The sequence below is a fragment of the Vibrio sp. TRT 17S01 genome, assembly GCF_050113695.1.
Classification (GTDB): domain Bacteria; phylum Pseudomonadota; class Gammaproteobacteria; order Enterobacterales; family Vibrionaceae; genus Vibrio.
In genome coordinates, this window is the sequence record NZ_JBNJOG010000006.1 from 117,649 (window position 1) to 132,577 (window position 14,929).

A 14,929-nucleotide genomic window follows, 5' to 3' on the forward strand; every position below is an offset into this window, starting at 1 on the left:
ACCAAGTTACGCTTTTGTTTTGCTCCTCTCTGGGTATTCCAAATAGAGCGTGATAACATTTCAAAAATTTCGTCAAAAGGAAAAGAAATGAAAGCGATTAGTTTCAACATCAATGGTCTAAGAGCAAGGCTTCATCAATTACAGGCGCTGATAGACAAACATCAACCTGACGTCATCGGTTTACAAGAGATCAAAGTACATGATGAAGCATTCCCAATAGAAGATGTCGAAGCTATGGGCTATAAGGTTTTCTTCCATGGACAAAAAGCGCATTACGGCGTTGCAATGCTATGCAAGCAAGAGCCAATTCATGTACAAAAAGGCTTTCCTACAGATAATGAAGATCATCAAAAACGCATGATCATGGCTACATTTGAAGATGAGAATGGCAATAAAACGACCGTACTAAACGGCTACTTCCCTCAGGGAGATAACATTTCCCACGAGACTAAGTACCCGTACAAACGTCAGTTTTATAAAGACTTGATGAATTACTTAAATGAACATCATACCAATGATGAACAATTGATCGTGATGGGTGACATCAACATTAGCCCAATTGACGCTGATATTGGTATTGGTGAGGCCAATCGTAAACGCTGGCTAAAAACCGGAAAGTGTTCTTTCCAACCCGAAGAACGTGAATGGCTTAAGACGTTGTTAGACTGGGGATTTGAAGACACTTTCCGCAATCTGCACCCAGATGTTGATGATCAGTTCTCGTGGTTTGACTATCGCTCTCGCGGGTTTGATGACAACCGAGGCCTACGTATAGACGTTATTCTAGCAACACCTTCTTTGGCACAAAAGTGCACTGAAGCAGGGATCGATTACGAGCTGCGTGGCATCGAAAAACCGTCTGATCACGCACCAATTTGGTCTGTGTTTTAGTAAATGTGAATTGATAAAGGGGCATATGCCCCTTTTTTATAACGGCCAAGATGTCGAACCGTCAATCGGTACTCGACTGGACGCGAACTCCGTTTTGCAGTATCCGGTATTAGAAGATACATAAAAGTTTAAAGGCATTGCCGAATAACCATTCGCCGCGACTTGCCCTTTCGCTTTATCTGAGAAAACAAAGCCATACATCGTCAAGTAGTTAGTCATGTCTCTCTCTAAGACACGAGATAATGAGATTAGCAACCAATCGTTCTGACTCAAGCCATTCAACTCACTGAAGTTATACTGACTAAAGCCAAGCTGCCCTTTCGCTAGATCCCAATTCGACTCAGAATTATCCGCTTGATTAAAATTGCGCTCTAAAATATGCAGGCGACCTAATAAGTGCCAACCATTTGAAAGAATGCCCTCCCCTTGCGCAGACATCATCATCTGGATATAAAGGCGAGCACCCCATGTCCATCCGTTATTATTCAGTTGCCGCATATACTCAGCTGGGTCAGGCTCACCTTGACTGGTTTGCAGGAGTTCGTACATCGCCTTAAAATCTAATGATTGGCACGTTGGATCATTCCCTGTTTCGCGATAAAACATCGATTTGCTGTAATACGAGTAAAAGTTTGTACTGGTATGCCCTTCCCAACCTTCAAAACGAAAGCGAGATCGCTCTAATCCATGTCCGAGCTCATGCAAATCACCATGCCCTACGGGGTTGAAGGCCCAACCTGCATCATATGGATTTCCAGAGCATCCTGAGCCACAATTTGGCTGGTCTGCATTCATATGCTTCACAATATCTATTGTCGCGATATCCCAGCTCTGATCTCTGGCAAAGCCATGTATTTCTTCAATTTCGTCAATACCCGGCCCAGTAAAACCTGAAAGCGCATGAGGTAAATTGCTCACATAACGCTGAGTCGCTAACGCCATATCCGCAGGCGTTGCCCATTCTGTTGCCTGCATTGATTGTTTCATTTTGTCTTGCTTAGAATGCACTTCAAATCCAGACGTGACCAATTCAGCCCAATCAAACATATTGGCTTCTAGTTGTTGAATAAAAGACTCATTGTCTGCAGCGCTGCGCCACACAGGATGCAAGCCGACATTCTCAAAGCGAAAAGACACAGGCAAATCATTTACATCAAAATGAATTTGCACTGGCCCACCGTACGCTGATGTTAGCCGAATCGTTTCTCCAGGAGTAACTTCAAACTGCCCAGAAGTGACATATTTGGGTCGGTTGTAACCATTGGGATTAAATTCATGAGTAGCGCCACTACGTAATGTGTTAAACGCAATCGACGTCTTCACTGGGGAGTTATCTAACCGAGTCACCTGAATGGTTTCTCCTGGGAAGGCATAAACACCTGCAGATCGAAAGTAGGATTTTGACTCAAGATTAACGACTTTGGTTTCCCTTGGGACACCTATAAACTCACTTCTTGAGAAATTGCCCATATCGGGTTGCTTGGGATTCACATCTCGCACGTGGTATTGAATATGGTCTGCATAGTACGAACGTAAAAATTCTGAGGTTGGTGTTGTTTGCTTGTCCATCGGAAAAGTGGCTTGTTGTCGGTATTTATCTGCAAGCAGTAACATCAGTTTCTCGTACCGGTAGTCCTTGGTGGAAAACAACGATACGTTTGACTCGTCCAATTGTCTCAGTCTGCCACGAATACTCGCTATTGGTGTATAGAATTGCTCCTTCATACCTGAGGTATTTGGGCATGACTTATCATCACACTCCGCCATATTCACCGAGAAGCTCTCATTTTCTAACCGGCTTAATAGTGCTTGCTGCTCCACAATATCTGAGTCTAAAACTCCTTCCAGCTCAAGAGGATTCCAATCAACGACACCAAGTCTACGCCAGTAATTATCGCCAACGTATTGCACGTTGAAGTAGTCAAAAATAGCGTCGCCTAACGGTGTCATATTTCCATCTAAATGCATGTATAAAACTGGTATACCCGCGATATTAGCCGCATTTATGTCACGAATCGTCTCATCCAGAGAGGTGGTTGGCTGCATGTGTTGAGAAAGAATGAGTAAATCAATATTGCTCGATAAACAACTTCTTAATGCCGTGTCATCGCATGAACCAGGAGTATTGTATTCGACTGCTGAGCCAAATTGCTGATCAAGCCATGCTCTGGTCGCTGATTCATCGGGAAAGTAACGAGATTCATCCATTTGGGCAATGACGACTCTAAGCGTATCGCTTTTGCTGTTTACCGTGAGCCATTTAATAGCCGAGCTTAACCATTGATGCATTTGAGCATTGACTGTCGATGACTCTCGATACCAACTACGCATTGGATTTGCACCCAAAAACAGGTAGCGCGCCGCTCTTTTTTGGCCAGCAAGCCCTAAAGTTAATGCTTGATCTTTATACCCAGAAACGAGTGCTTTATTTGTTTTCAGTACCGTGTCGTTAAAGCCAAACTGATGCTTAAGAATTGCTGCATCATGTGAGACTTCCCAAGTTAGACCTGCTAATTGTGATCTTGTGTTATTAGATGCCAACGTGCGTTTTATTTCATCGTACTTTGTTTGCCATTCGGTCACATAGTCTCGACTTGCCACGATAAAATCGTTTGGTTTTTCAACGACAAGTGCATTACCTGTTCTTAACGCTATTTCTACTGCGGACTCTTGTTCTGGCGTTTCGGTAGTGGGGACGTCAGGGACATCTGGAATGTTTGGAACCTCTGTCGGTTTGGTTGGGCTCGTGACAATCGACTCATCCTCTGAACCTCCACCACAGCCCATCATTAACAACATTACAAATGAAATGGGTACAAATCGTCTATTCATATAACGCACAACCTTACAGCAAGGACCATGCATTAAAATATTTTCCTGTTGACAGAAAAGCTAATAAAGAAATTTTATGAATGGATATCAAAAAGTTATCGGCATCATTGAGATGCCGATCTAAATTAATTAACTTAATGGTCTGAGATAAGCGAGGAAGCGTTTCTCTGCGAATTTGAAACACCACAATATGATAAAGGTGAGCCCCATATAAAACAGACCAGCGGTTAAGAATGATTCAAATGGCGCATAGTAGCGAGAGTTGACCAAACGCGCAGCACCCGTTAGATCAACAATCGTAACGATACCTGCGACCGCACTACCGTGTAGCATAAAGATTACTTCGTTACTGTATGCTGGAAGCGCACGACGCAATGCACTTGGTAAAATTATTCGGCGATACGTTTTCCATACCCCCATGCCATAGGCTTTTGCAGCTTCAACCTCACCTTTTGGCAAACCATTGATTGCACCTCGAATGATTTCTGCAGTATAGGCCGACGTATTCAGAACAAACGCAACCAAAGCACAAAACCAAGCATGCTCCCACAAGGTATCTTTTACCGGGAAAAACTGGTCCATACCGTAATAAATTAGATATAACTGAACCAAAAGTGGCGTACCACGGAAAAAGTAAATGAAGCCCCAACTTGGCAAGCTGAGTAAATAGTTTTCACTGTTTCGAGTAATAGCAAGTGGAATAGCGACTGCCAAACCAATGATCAATGCTAACCCGACTAACCAAGCTGTTGTCCACAAGCCTTCAAGGTAGGTTGGAAAACTTTCTATAACCAAAGAAAAGTCCATGATGACTACCTCGCATGAATACTAAATTTGCGTTCAACTAATTTCAGTAACCCAGTCGATACGCTCGTAAAGAATAAGAAGATCAATGCAACAGCCATGTAAAAAGTAAATGGCATCTTCGTCGAGCCCGCCGCAAGTGAGCTCACCCGTACCATATCTTCCAAACCGATGATTGAAACCAATGCGGTCGTTTTGAGCAACACAAGCCAGTTATTACCAAAACCCGGAAGCGCGTGGCGGATCATCTGAGGCAGTAGAATCCTCCTAAACGCTAACACAGAGCTCATACCATAGGCTTTAGCTGCCTCTAACTCTCCTTTGTCAACAGCCATAATCGCGCCACGGAAGGTTTCCGCCATGTATGCCCCAAATATAAAGCCAATCGTCAAGATCCCTGCGATAAACGGGCTGACATCGATATAATCAGGAAGGTAAGACGTCCATTCATGGTCAGGGTTACTTGATGTAAACCATTCATTGAGCCATTCATTAATGGAGTAAAGACTGTTGTTCAGTAGGATCTGACCTCCAAAAAAGATCAGCATCATTAAGACGAGATCGGGAATTCCCCGAATAATTGTTGTGTAAAGCGTCGCAATGGCACGAGCCCAACGATAAGGCGCCAGCTTTGCCAAAGCTCCTAACACACCTAATATCATCGCTAATATTAACGATAGCACTGCGACTTCAATCGTCAGCACGGCCCCTTTTAAAATCGAGGCTTCATATCCTTGTAAATCCAGCATAGGTGAGTTCCTAATCCCTAAACTCAGACGGTCGGTCGCTGGCTACCTCTAGGAACAGAAAACCAGCAACCGATATGTTTATGAATTATTGACCATAAACATCGTAGTTAAAGTATTTAGCAGCAATTTCTTGATAAACACCTTGCTCACGTAACGATAGAATTGCAGCATCCAGCTTCTTCGTTAAGTCTTTATCTTGCTTGCGAACAGCAATACCAAAGCCTTCACCAAACCATTTAGGATCGGTCAAAGAAGGGCCAACAAACTCATACGCTTCACCGCCAGCTTTATTCAAAACACCTTCTTCAAGAGCAGAAGCGTCTCCTAGTACCGCAGCAATACGGCCGTTTGCAAGGTCAAGATATGCCTCATCAAATGAGCCATAACGTACAATTTCCACTTTGCCGCCATAGTTATCGGTTAGGTACTTATCATGCGTGGTTGCACGCTGTACGCCAATCTTCACACCGTCTAGCGCATCAAAGTTCAATCCAGCCCCTTTCTTTGCGATAAATTTGTTAGGGATTAGTGCATACTTGCCAGTGAAGTCGACTTTTTTCTTACGCTCTTTCGTAATTGACATGGCTGCAATTATCGCATCGTATTTACGAGCAAGTAGTGAAGGAATAATGCCATCCCAATCCTGAGGAACGATCTTACATTTCACTTGCATCTCTTTACATAATGCATTGGCCATATCAACATCAAACCCTTTCAAAGAGCCATCTGCTTCAGTCCAACTAAATGGAGGATACGCGCCTTCAATACCAAAACGAACGGTTTTCCATTCTTTCGCTTGGGCCATTCCTGTTGCTGCAGTAGCAGCTAAAGCTGCAACGACTAACCACTTTTTCATTTCCGTACTCCTGTGATTGTGTTTTCTTCGTTATATGTTGTTGTGTTTACTGTGTGCTCGATCGTTATCAAACACTTTAAATATAATTGCTAATAGATAGATGAGATAAATTGCTGAAGACGCTCTGATTCTGGGTTAGTAAACAGTTTGGCAGGGTCACCCTGCTCCTCTACCAACCCTTGATGCAGAAACATCACATGATTTGAGACATCGCGAGCAAACGCCATTTCATGAGTAACAACCAACATTGTTCGCCCTTCATCCGCGAGATCACGCATCACCCCCAGGACTTCCCCAACCAATTCTGGGTCAAGCGCAGAAGTCGGTTCGTCAAACAACATCACTTCAGGGTCAACCGCTAATGCACGAGCGATTGCCGCACGTTGCTGCTGTCCACCAGACAAGTGGCCTGGGTAGTAATCTTTGCGTTCATACAAACCAACCTTTTTTAACAAGGCGTTGGCATTTTCTATAGCTTGGGCTTTCGGTACGCCTAAAACATGTACAGGAGCTTCAATTACATTCTCCAGTACCGTCATGTGCGACCAAAGATTAAATCCTTGAAATACCATCGCAAGGCGAGAACGAATACGTTGCACTTGTTTTTCATTAGCTGGGACAGATTCACCTTGACGATTATTCTTCATCTGAATGAGTTCACCATTTACCCAAATCTCGCCAGCGGTTGGGGTTTCTAACAAGTTGATGCATCTAAGAAAGGTACTCTTACCTGAACCGGAAGAGCCGATAATTGAAATAACATCGCCTTTATGAGCTTCTAAAGAAATGCCTTTTAAAACTTCATTTTGGCCAAATGTTTTATGTAAATCCTTGATATCCAGAGCGGGTACTTCACTCATCCGCTTATACTCCCTGTATTGTGTATACCATTTTTAATTATCTATATTAGGTATTCCTAAAAGCTGTTGCCTTCAGTTCGATACAAACTAGCACTAGACCTTATGACATGCAACAAATTATTAACCTATCAAAATGGGATATCAAGCCACTTTATCTGAGTATATATTCATCATGCGGGTTTATATCCTAACAAACGCGCATAAAACACCATTAGACACCACAATGTATTGCACGCACCTAATTAACATTTTTATAAAAACACGATCCAGCGCAACCAACCAACAAAGGCGTTACACATACAGTTCAGGTCTAAGAAAAATTACAATGTGAAATATTATTTCAATCGAATAAATGTGAAGATATCGTAAACTCCATAGCTGTGTAGTTTTCTTTCACATTCTTTCATAAAGTGATCTAAATCAATCACTCTTTAGGGTTACCAAGATAAACTCCACAACGAAAGTCAAAGCCTCACTTCAGACGCTTTTTCTTTGTACATGCCACACATTGAAGCACAGCAATTGCTTGCTACATGTATATCAAGGCAAAGTACCTGCAGCAGGAAGCAGCAAACCGTTTTATCAGAACTGTTCGAAGACAATAATTATTGAGCAGTTTTAAAGCACTACAACTTTTTTTAAATATGAGGAATCTATGTCAGACGCAGTCAATAAACCGCATTCTGATTCGGATATCGAGAATAAAAGCTATCAGGAACTGCATCGTCCAGCTTCTGAGTTCGCTACCCGCTCTGATTACCTAGATCACGAACTGCAAATCATGAAGCCTCGTCGCTTCGGCCTTAACCTTCCAGGTCGTGATTTTCGCTTCGAATTAGAAGACTTGGTACCTGCACTAGCTGGTACTATCGGTATTATCGCAATGTATTCTGCGGTAATGATGTCGTGGGCTGATGGTCTAACAGCGGCTTGGGATCATGTAAACTTAGGTAAAGAGTTTGCTATCGAAGTCGCTCGTGTAGAAATGCTCTTCCCTGCTCTATTTTTCTGTGTGATTGCATCTGGTTTTATCAACCCTAGGGCAAACCTTGCAGGCAACCACGGCCCTATGATCCCTCTTATCGGTGCGATTGCTCTTGCCGGTGCTCACCCTCTGGCTTTGGCGATTCTTCTTGGTGTATTTGGCCTTCTACTTAGTTACTTTAAAGGCGGCTCCAAGTTAGTTAATTTGACGTCTGAAGGTACGGCTGGTGGCTTGCTCATTTTCCTTGGTTTTACAGGTACAATGAGCCAGATAACCTCCATCCAAACTTGGGCAACTGGATTGCAATCTGCAGATATTGCCGCTGGTAGTATGGGCTATGTCGGTTTAGTCGTCTTAGGTATCAACATCGTGTTGTACGCATTTTTGGCGAAGATCAACATGCGTTGGTTAGCGATCCCAGTTTGTGCTTTCACCGGTTTGATTATCGCACTGGTGCTTGGCGCAGGCTTCGATCTACGCTTTGAAACCGAAATGGGCTTGCCAAACTTAAACCCTGTATATTGGTGGGGCAGCACAGAAACAGGTTGGCAACTTGGCTTACCAAACCTTGAGCACTTTATCGCATCATTACCATTTGCCATTCTTGCTGTAGCAATGTGGTCACCAGACTTCCTTGGTCACCGTATCTTCCAAGAATTGAACTACCCTAAGAAGACAGAAAAAGTATTAATGGATGTTGATGACACCATGACCATGTGTTCTGTTCGCCAAATGGTAGGTACAGCACTTGGTGGCGGTAACATCACATCTTCATGGGGTACATACATGATCCCTGCTGCAATCGCAAAACGTCCAATTCCTGGTGGCGCAATCATTCTAGGCCTACTGGTAATGACGATTGCTATCCTTGGTTTCCCAATGGACGTTGCTGTATGGCCACCAGTAATGCGCGTTGCACTGCTAGTTGGTGTATTCCTTCCTTTACTAGAAGCAGGTATGCAGATGGTAAAAGATACAAAAGATTCGCAAGCTGCGGGTATCTGTATCTTTGGTTCTGCTGTCGTAAACCCAGTGCTAGCTTGGGCGCTAACGATGCTACTGGACAATAACGGTTTGATTGGCGACAAAGAGCGCGCATCTAAACTATCGTTCATAGACAAAATCGTTATCCCGGGCGGTGTACTAGTTATCTGTCTGATTGCTATGCTTGCTGTAGGTATGCTAGAAAGCCAATACGGCATTAAAGCTTGGCTATAAGCTCAAATTATTTGAGGGTGGCAGCAATTGCCACCCCCTTTTTATCGATTTTTTTGAGGATTTATTGATTTAGTTTAAGGTTTACAAAAAAATTTTAGTATACCCTTGAAAACAAGTAAGGAAGTTCCCATATAAAACGTAGTGACAATATTTATAGTTTTATGAACGTCATTTAAAGACTATACATATTGTTATTCATAAGAGTGTACTTGTCCTCCTAGTGGGGATAGCTGGCTCAACGGCTAGAATAGTACGTGTTTTTTCTACTAAAAAGGTAGGTATGTCATGGCAGAGCAATTTGCTAAAGCTTGGGAAGGTTTTGCTGAAGGTGATTGGCAAAACGAAGTAAACGTTCGTGATTTCATTCAGAAGAACTACGCACCGTATGAAGGCGACGAATCTTTCCTAGTTTCTGAAGGTACTGAAGCAACTAACAAGCTTTGGGCTAAGGTAATGGAAGGTATCAAACTGGAGAACTCTACTCACGCTCCTGTTGATTTCGATACTTCAGTTATCTCTACCATCACTGCTCACGATGCAGGCTACATCGAGAAAGACCTAGAAACTATCGTAGGTCTACAAACAGAAGCTCCTTTAAAACGTGCAATCATGCCAAACGGCGGTGTACGTATGATCGAAGGTTCTTGTAAAGCTTACGGTCGTGAACTTGACCCACAAGTTTCAAAAATCTTCTCTGAATACCGTAAAACGCACAACCAAGGCGTTTTCGATATTTACTCACCAGATATCCTAAAATGTCGTAAGTCTGGCGTTTTAACAGGCCTTCCGGATGCATACGGCCGTGGTCGTATCATCGGTGACTACCGCCGCGTTGCGCTATACGGTGTAGACTTCCTTATGAAGGATAAAGCTGCCCAGTTCCACTCTCTACAAGAGAAACTGGAAGCAGGTGACGACCTACAAATGACGATGCAACTTCGTGAAGAGATTCAAGAACAGCACCGCGCACTAGGTCAAATGAAAGAAATGGCAGCTAAATACGGCTTTGACATTTCTGGTCCTGCGACTAACGCTCAAGAAGCTATCCAGTGGACTTACTTCGGTTACCTTGCAGCTGTTAAATCTCAAAACGGCGCGGCAATGTCTCTAGGTCGTACTTCTACGTTCCTTGACGTTTACGTTGAGCGCGATATCGCAAACGGTGTTATCACTGAAGAACAAGCTCAGGAAATGATCGACCACTTCGTAATGAAACTACGTATGGTTCGCTTCCTACGTACTCCTGAGTACGATGAGCTATTCTCTGGCGACCCAATCTGGGCTACAGAATCTATGGGTGGTATGGGTGTTGACGGTCGTACGCTAGTTACACGTACAAACTTCCGTTTCCTAAACACACTATACACAATGGGTCCTTCTCCAGAGCCAAACATCACTGTACTTTGGTCTGAGCAACTACCTGACGGCTTCAAGAAGTTCTGTGCGAAAGTATCTATTGATACATCTTCTATCCAGTACGAGAACGATGACCTAATGCGTCCAGATTTCGACAACGATGACTACGCTATCGCTTGTTGTGTATCGCCAATGGTTATCGGTAAGCACATGCAGTTCTTCGGCGCTCGAGCAAACCTAGCTAAAACTCTACTTTACGTTATCAACGGCGGTGTAGATGAGAAGCTTAAGATCCAAGTTGGTCCTAAGACTGAGAAGATGACTGACGAAGTTCTAGACTTCGATAAAGTTTGGGCTGGTCTAGACAATTTCATGGATTGGCTAGCTAAGCAATACGTGACTGCACTAAACGCAATCCACTACTCTCACGACAAATACAGCTACGAAGCAGCTCTAATGGCTCTTCATGACCGTGACGTTCGTCGTACTATGGCTTGTGGTATCGCTGGTCTATCTGTTGCAGCTGACTCACTATCTGCAATCAAACACGCGAAAGTTAAACCTATCCGTGATGAAGACGGCATTGCAATCGACTTCGAAATCGAAGGCGATTACCCTAAATTTGGTAACAACGACGCTCGCGTTGATGACATGGCGTGTGAACTTGTTTCTATCTTCATGGGTAAAATCCGTAAGCTTAAGACTTACCGCGACGCTATCCCTACTCAGTCTATCCTTACTATCACATCTAACGTTGTGTACGGTAAGAAAACAGGTACTACACCTGATGGCCGTAAAGCAGGCGCTCCTTTCGCTCCTGGTGCAAACCCAATGCACGGTCGTGATGAGAAAGGTGCAGTAGCATCACTAACATCTGTAGGTAAACTACCGTTTGCTGACGCTAAAGATGGTATCTCTTACACATTCTCTATCGTACCAAACGCACTAGGTAAAGAAGAGAACTCTCAACGTTCTAACCTTGCAGGTCTAATGGATGGTTACTTCCACCACGAAGCTGGCATCGAAGGTGGTCAACACCTAAACGTGAACGTTCTTAACCGTGAAACTCTAGAAGACGCAGTTAAGCACCCAGAGAAATACCCTCAGCTAACAATCCGTGTATCTGGTTACGCTGTACGCTTTAACTCTCTAACTGCAGAGCAACAAGCTGACGTAATCGCACGTACTTTCACTGAGTCTCTATAATCTCAGCTGAATGATTGATAAAGCCCCGCTATTTAAGCGGGGCTTTTTATTGCTAGCTATTTGCAATTACACGTCTATCATATCGACATTTTCCACACTTCTTGCGTCAAATTAATAGCTTATTAAAGCGGGCATACTTTTTGTATGTAATATGAAAACCACTGCAAATAACAAGAAAAATTGCCTATGAAGTACCTGCGCGTTTTACCGTTACTTTTACTTGCTACTGGAGCATCAGCATCTGATCGTTCTACCGTTTCTTTTACACTAGATAATGATGGTGTTTTTGGTGTTGATGAGGATTATACAAACGGGATCTTTTTGACCTATACCTCCGGTGCGATCGACCCAAACTGGTTAACTAAGCCTTTAAGCTTAAGCATGTGGGGAGCCACTTCTCTAGATAAGTTCGAATTCACTATCGGACACAAAATGTGGACACCTTCTGATATTGAAGCTATGGAGCCATTGGCAAATGACCGCCCTTATGCGGGCTATTTACATACTTCGCTTAATTATATTAGTTTGCACCCACAACAAGCCCAGCGTTTTAATTTGACGATCGGTACAACCGGTGAAAGTTCACTTGCAGACAAAGCCCAAAACTTCGTACATAGCATTACGGGTTCAGATGACCCACTAGGTTGGGAGTACCAAGTAGAAGAAAAAATTGTTGGCAGCGTTGGATATCTCAGCCACTTCAACTGGATGCGTGAACGTTCAATCGCGAACACAGATTGGGAGGTTTCCAATATTTCTGAAGTAAATGTTGGGAACTATCGAAGTGATATCTCTACAGGTCTTATGTTCCGCTGGGGTAGCGACTTAGCTGGTAACATGGGAGCTGCTAATATTGACACCGAAAATCCTTTCAGACCCGGGATGATAGGAGCATCAAAAGGCGGATGGTTCCTGTTTGGTGGAATTGAAGGCCGCTATCGTTTTAACGACTACACGCTAGAGGGAGATAGACCGGGTATTCCTGATCCTGAAAACTATCCAGTCACACTTGAAAACCTCCAAGCTTCAGCAGTATTAGGCGTTGCTTGGTACAACGATTACCTTGGTGCAAGCTTTACCACTACCGCTAAGTCACCAGAATATAAAGAAGCCACCAGTAGCGTCTACGGTACGGGCAGCCTCTCTTTATACGCATTTTTCTAAATCGCAAACCTCTGGCAGTCTTGATTGAGGCTGCTAGAGCGTTGATCAACCACTTGACTCACCGCCCGTAATTGTTCGTTATTATCTTCCAAATCTTTCATCGCTGAAGACATCTGAGTCATGCTATCGGCCATTGACTGACTCGTCGTCACCAACTCTTTAATCGACGTAAATATTACGTCGGTTTGATGGGATGCTTCATCGGCTTTTTCGATGATCACATTGAGTGCTTGCATAGCCTCGTGTCCTCGCTCCTGCCCCGATTTCATCGATGATTCAGATTGTCCAATGTATTGAATCACTTCAGCACTTTCATTTTTCATCGTATCGATGGTTTCGGAAATTTCATTTACAGCATCGACTGTTCGAACTGCCAAGCTTCGCACCTCGTCAGCGACAACCGCAAACCCCCTACCTTGTTCCCCTGCTCTCGCAGCCTCTATTGCAGCATTTAACGCTAACAGATTGGTTTGTTCTGCAATTCCATTGATGATTTCCATAACAGCATCCACTTTAGATGAAGCTTCTTCCAATTGTTGGATATGTGTGGCTGCAGACTTAAGGATATTTGCTACATCCTCTAGCGAACCGATTGCAGAACCGATCACTTTAGCCCCTTCTTCTGCCGAATGTGTGGAAGAGCGGCTAATATCCGCCACAAATTCAAGCGAGCTTGAAACCTCTTGGGTGGTAACACTCACCTGTTCTGTCGCTGACGCTAAAACTTGAGTCTGTCCCAGAACTTCCGTTTGGTGATGAGCAAGTTTATCCAACCCATGACTAAGCTCCGCAGCGTTTTCAGACAAAGCATTACTGCTTCCCTGAACACCTTTGATCAACGATCCTAAATTCTCACAACTTTGATTGATCGTTTTTGCTAACTGGTTGAACTCATCATTGGGATTGTTCGATAAAGACATCCGCTGAGACAAATCCCCTTTTGAGATCGCTTGCAGAATTTGGCTGATCTGTTTAAGGGACTTTGAAAGGCTGATGCTGGCGGTCATAAATATCGCAACAGTAAATATGGCAAGAATGGCACAAGCAAAAACCACTGACCAAGTTGTTTCCGAGGCAGCGTTATCGGCAGAAACTTGAAACTCACTGCTCATTGTACCCAGTGTTAGCGTTGTTTCATTGATAACTGATGTAAAATTGCTTTCGTTAACGAGCAATTGCTGCTCCACTTCTCCCAGCTGCTGAGAAAGCTCGCTGACTCGAAGAAAGGTTTCTTTAAAGCTATTTATTTCTGCTTCGTACAACTCTAACATCGCATACACATTCGACATGCTCACAAAGCCAGCCATCGCACGATTAAACAGCTTTAAATTATTCTCGTTCGGCTGTAATAAGTAGTTTTGTTGTGCCTTGATCATTGCTTGAAAATCCGAGTTCAATGTCACCATGCCCGTCTCTTCGATTTTCTTTTCAATTGTCGACGCATACTCTTTAAGTAAGCCAAGTTTCCCTTCATCAACATTGAACCCCAGCTCAGACTTTAATGTCATCCAAGGCAACAACGCTTGTTTAAATTCATTCGCACTCGATAGAATACCGTCCGCTTGCTCAGCAAGGCTTAGCTCTGCCAAAAACTTGGCATTTTTCTCAACATCAGAAACTATTGATGCCAATTTTTCTTCTACCGTACTTACTTCAGAGCCCGTCATATCATCAAGCTCACCAGACAGTGAAAGAAGCTTACTTTGAGTTCGATAAAGAGAAAGTGAACCAGTAGCAACCTCCCCACTCGATTGGTATTGGTGGCTCATTACGTTCAAACGCGCCGTTGTAAATATTCCCAAAGCAATAAAACCAACAGACAAGACTACCAGTAGTAGTGTCATCTTTTGCTTTTGTGACAGAGCAAATAAATCCATAGCTATTCCTTAGTCATCAAACTATATGACTTCCAAAAACCTTATGTTTTATGCATCCATGATTATTTATATTCTTATCATTTATAACAATTTTATAACATTATTTTTGTACTATGTACGCTTTTTTAAAC

General features: G+C 43.3%; 10 protein-coding genes. 4 read left to right on the forward strand and 6 right to left on the reverse strand.

Going from position 1 to position 14,929, the window contains the following annotated elements; all coding sequences use genetic code 11:
• Nucleotides 1-87: 87 nt before the first annotated feature.
• A complete protein-coding gene (gene xthA / locus ACQEXS_RS11420) occupies nucleotides 88-891 on the forward strand; it encodes an exodeoxyribonuclease III (RefSeq protein WP_427013913.1) in 804 nt (267 codons plus the stop codon).
• Between the two features lie 36 nt (nucleotides 892-927).
• On the opposite strand, the gene ACQEXS_RS11425 is transcribed toward xthA, so the two are convergent.
• The 5 genes from ACQEXS_RS11425 to ACQEXS_RS11445 all read right to left on the reverse strand — a co-directional run bounded on the left by ACQEXS_RS11425 (nucleotide 928) and on the right by ACQEXS_RS11445 (nucleotide 6,992).
• Complete coding sequence (locus ACQEXS_RS11425; protein ID WP_427013914.1) at nucleotides 928-3,723, reverse strand: ImpA family metalloprotease; 2,796 nt, start codon at nucleotides 3,721-3,723, stop codon at nucleotides 928-930.
• A gap of 129 nt (nucleotides 3,724-3,852) precedes the next feature.
• Nucleotides 3,853-4,530 (reverse strand): ABC transporter permease, encoded by a 678-nt coding sequence (locus ACQEXS_RS11430; protein ID WP_427013915.1) that lies wholly within the window; start codon nucleotides 4,528-4,530, stop codon nucleotides 3,853-3,855.
• Nucleotides 4,531-4,535: 5 nt separating this feature from the next.
• Entirely contained in the window at nucleotides 4,536-5,276 is a 741-nt protein-coding gene (locus tag ACQEXS_RS11435) for an ABC transporter permease (protein WP_427013916.1), read from the reverse strand.
• An 85-nt stretch (nucleotides 5,277-5,361) separates the two neighbouring features.
• Nucleotides 5,362-6,132 carry an ABC transporter substrate-binding protein gene (locus ACQEXS_RS11440; protein WP_367986765.1) on the reverse strand — a complete coding sequence of 257 codons (771 nt, stop codon included), beginning with the start codon at nucleotides 6,130-6,132 and terminating at the stop codon, nucleotides 5,362-5,364.
• 89 nt (nucleotides 6,133-6,221) lie between these two features.
• The gene (locus ACQEXS_RS11445) at nucleotides 6,222-6,992 is read right to left on the reverse strand and encodes an ABC transporter ATP-binding protein (protein ID WP_427009297.1); all 771 of its coding nucleotides are present in this window, start codon (nucleotides 6,990-6,992) and stop codon (nucleotides 6,222-6,224) included.
• Nucleotides 6,993-7,647: 655 nt separating this feature from the next.
• On the opposite strand from ACQEXS_RS11445, the gene ACQEXS_RS11450 reads away from it, so the two are divergent.
• From ACQEXS_RS11450 to ACQEXS_RS11460, 3 genes are all read left to right on the forward strand, one after another.
• Nucleotides 7,648-9,195, forward strand: coding sequence for a DUF3360 family protein (locus ACQEXS_RS11450; RefSeq protein ID WP_367986767.1), 1,548 nt, complete (start codon nucleotides 7,648-7,650; stop codon nucleotides 9,193-9,195).
• 285 nt (nucleotides 9,196-9,480) lie between these two features.
• A complete protein-coding gene (gene pflB, locus ACQEXS_RS11455) occupies nucleotides 9,481-11,757 on the forward strand; it encodes a formate C-acetyltransferase (protein WP_427009296.1) in 2,277 nt (758 codons plus the stop codon).
• Between the two features lie 186 nt (nucleotides 11,758-11,943).
• Nucleotides 11,944-12,921, forward strand: coding sequence for a lipid A deacylase LpxR family protein (locus ACQEXS_RS11460; RefSeq protein WP_427013917.1), 978 nt, complete (start codon nucleotides 11,944-11,946; stop codon nucleotides 12,919-12,921).
• On the opposite strand, the gene ACQEXS_RS11465 is transcribed toward ACQEXS_RS11460, so the two are convergent.
• The gene (locus ACQEXS_RS11465) at nucleotides 12,918-14,798 is read right to left on the reverse strand and encodes a methyl-accepting chemotaxis protein (RefSeq protein ID WP_427013918.1); all 1,881 of its coding nucleotides are present in this window, start codon (nucleotides 14,796-14,798) and stop codon (nucleotides 12,918-12,920) included. The genes ACQEXS_RS11460 and ACQEXS_RS11465 overlap by 4 nt on opposite strands.
• Between the last annotated feature and the right edge of the window lie 131 nt (nucleotides 14,799-14,929).

Excerpts from the sequence above, each read along its gene's own strand:
- pflB (WP_427009296.1), top strand. The coding sequence starts at position 9,481 with ATGGCAGAGCAATTTGCTAAAGCTTGGGAAGGTTTTGCTGAAGGTGAT.
- ACQEXS_RS11465 (WP_427013918.1), bottom strand. The coding sequence starts at position 14,798 with ATGGATTTATTTGCTCTGTCACAAAAGCAAAAGATGACACTACTACTG.
- ACQEXS_RS11430 (WP_427013915.1), bottom strand. The coding sequence starts at position 4,530 with ATGGACTTTTCTTTGGTTATAGAAAGTTTTCCAACCTACCTTGAAGGC.
- ACQEXS_RS11450 (WP_367986767.1), top strand. The coding sequence starts at position 7,648 with ATGTCAGACGCAGTCAATAAACCGCATTCTGATTCGGATATCGAGAAT.
- ACQEXS_RS11445 (WP_427009297.1), bottom strand. The coding sequence starts at position 6,992 with ATGAGTGAAGTACCCGCTCTGGATATCAAGGATTTACATAAAACATTT.
- ACQEXS_RS11440 (WP_367986765.1), bottom strand. The coding sequence starts at position 6,132 with ATGAAAAAGTGGTTAGTCGTTGCAGCTTTAGCTGCTACTGCAGCAACA.
- xthA (WP_427013913.1), top strand. The coding sequence starts at position 88 with ATGAAAGCGATTAGTTTCAACATCAATGGTCTAAGAGCAAGGCTTCAT.
- ACQEXS_RS11425 (WP_427013914.1), bottom strand. The coding sequence starts at position 3,723 with ATGAATAGACGATTTGTACCCATTTCATTTGTAATGTTGTTAATGATG.
- ACQEXS_RS11435 (WP_427013916.1), bottom strand. The coding sequence starts at position 5,276 with ATGCTGGATTTACAAGGATATGAAGCCTCGATTTTAAAAGGGGCCGTG.
- ACQEXS_RS11460 (WP_427013917.1), top strand. The coding sequence starts at position 11,944 with ATGAAGTACCTGCGCGTTTTACCGTTACTTTTACTTGCTACTGGAGCA.